2 protein-coding genes are annotated in these 1,956 nt (G+C 68.2%); one reads left to right on the top strand and one right to left on the bottom strand.

Translation table 11 applies throughout. The annotated features are described in order from the left end of the window. Positions 1-44: 44 nt before the first annotated feature. On the top strand, positions 45-1,727 hold the full coding sequence (gene ctaD / locus H5J33_RS33305; protein ID WP_181798427.1) for a cytochrome c oxidase subunit I: 1,683 nt from the start codon (positions 45-47) through the stop codon (positions 1,725-1,727). A 73-nt stretch (positions 1,728-1,800) separates the two neighbouring features. Here ctaD and H5J33_RS33300 read toward each other — a convergent pair. Next, a partial coding sequence (locus tag H5J33_RS33300) for a LysM domain-containing protein (protein ID WP_181798426.1) occupies positions 1,801-1,956 on the bottom strand: 156 nt, incomplete at its 5' end.

The following is a 1,956-nucleotide window of genomic DNA, read 5'->3' as shown; positions in this document are numbered from 1 at the left end:
GACCGGCGGGCGGACCCGGGCGCGACGATGCGAAGGGGCGAGCGATGGGGACCGAGACCGCAGGGGTGACGGCGCGTCCGACGGGGCGCCACCGGGCCGGCCGGGTGGTGGTGGACTGGCTCTCCACCACCGACCACAAGAAGATCGGTCATCTGTATCTGATCACGGCGTTCGGGTTCTTCCTGGCCGGCGGGATCATGGCCCTGCTGATGCGTGCGGAACTCGCCCGGCCGGGGCTTCAGCTGATGGACAACAACCAGTTCAACCAGTTGTTCACGCTGCACGGCACGATCATGCTGCTGCTGTTCGCGACCCCGAGCTTCGCGGGCTTCGCCAACGAGCTGATGCCGTTGCAGATCGGCGCCCCGGACGTGGCCTTCCCCCGGCTGAACATGCTGTCGTACTGGCTGTTCACCTTCGGCGGGCTGATCGTGCTGAGTTCGCTGGTGGTGCCGGACGGGCCGGCCGCCTTCGGCTGGTTCGCCTACGCGCCGCTGAACGACGCCCACCACTCCCCCGGCGTCGGCCCGGACCTGTGGGTCATGGGCCTGGCGCTGTCCGGCTTCGGGACGATCCTGGGCGCGGTCAACTTCATCGCCACGATCATCGGGATGCGGGCGCCGGGCATGACGATGTTCCGGATGCCGATCTTCACCTGGAACACGCTGTTCACGTCGATCCTGATCCTGATGGCGTTCCCGGTGCTGGCGGCGGCGCTGCTGGTGCTGGAGTCGGACCGGCGGTTCGGCTCGCAGGTGTTCCAGGCGGCGAACGGCGGGGCGCTGCTGTGGCAGCACCTGTTCTGGTTCTTCGGGCACCCCGAGGTCTACATCATCGCGCTGCCGTTCTTCGGGATCATCACGGAGATCATCCCGGTGTTCAGCCGCAAGCCGGTCTTCGGCTATCTGACGCTGGTCGGCGCCACGATGGCGATCACCGGGCTGTCGATGGTGGTGTGGGCGCACCACATGTTCGCCACCGGCGCGGTGCTGCTGCCGTTCTTCTCGCTGATGTCGTTCCTGATCGCGGTGCCGACGGGGGTGAAGTTCTTCAACTGGACCGGCACGATGATCAAGGGCTCGCTGTCCTTCGAGACGCCGATGCTGTGGGCGACGGGCTTCCTGGTGACGTTCCTGTTCGGCGGTCTGACGGGGGTGATCCTGGCCTCCCCGCCGCTGGACTTCCACGTCACGGACTCGTACTTCGTCGTCGCCCACTTCCACTACGTCGTCTTCGGCACGGTCGTCTTCGCGGTCTTCGGCGGCTTCTTCTTCTGGTGGCCGAAGTTCACCGGCAAGATGCTGGACGAGCGGCTGGGGAAGATCCAGTTCTGGACGCTCTTCACCGGCTTCCACACCACCTTCCTGGTGCAGCACTGGCTGGGTGCCGAGGGCATGCCCCGCCGGTACGCCGACTATCTGGCCTCCGACGGCTTCACCGCGCTGAACACGGTCTCCTCGATCGGTTCCTTCCTGCTCGGTCTGTCCACACTGCCGTTCCTGTACAACGTCTGGAAGACCGCCACGCGCGGCGAGAAGGTCCACACCGACGACCCCTGGGGCTACGGCCGTTCGCTGGAGTGGGCGACGTCCTGCCCGCCGCCCCGGCACAACTTCGTCACCCTGCCCCGCATCCGCAGCGAGTCCCCCGCCTTCGACCTGCACCACCCCGAGTACGCGGGCCATGCCCCGCAGCCGGAGCCGAAGGGGCATCAGGCGCGGTCGTGAGGCCGGGTGCCGCGCGCGTACGGCCGCCGTCCCAGGCTGGGGTGGCGGCCGTACGGCACAGCGTGTCCGGCGCTCAGAGCGCGAGGCGCTGACCGGGCACGATCACGTCGGGGTCGTCGCCGATGACGGCCCGGTTGACGGCGTAGATCCGCTGCCAGGTGGTCCCGTGCCGGGCGGCGATGGTGCTCAGGGTGTCGCCCGCGCGGACCGTGTAGTCACCGCGCGGGGC

It is taken from the genome of Streptomyces sp. WELS2, from assembly GCF_013870595.1.
Lineage (GTDB): Bacteria > Actinomycetota > Actinomycetes > Streptomycetales > Streptomycetaceae > Streptomyces.
This window is presented reverse-complemented; position numbering and strand designations above follow the sequence as displayed.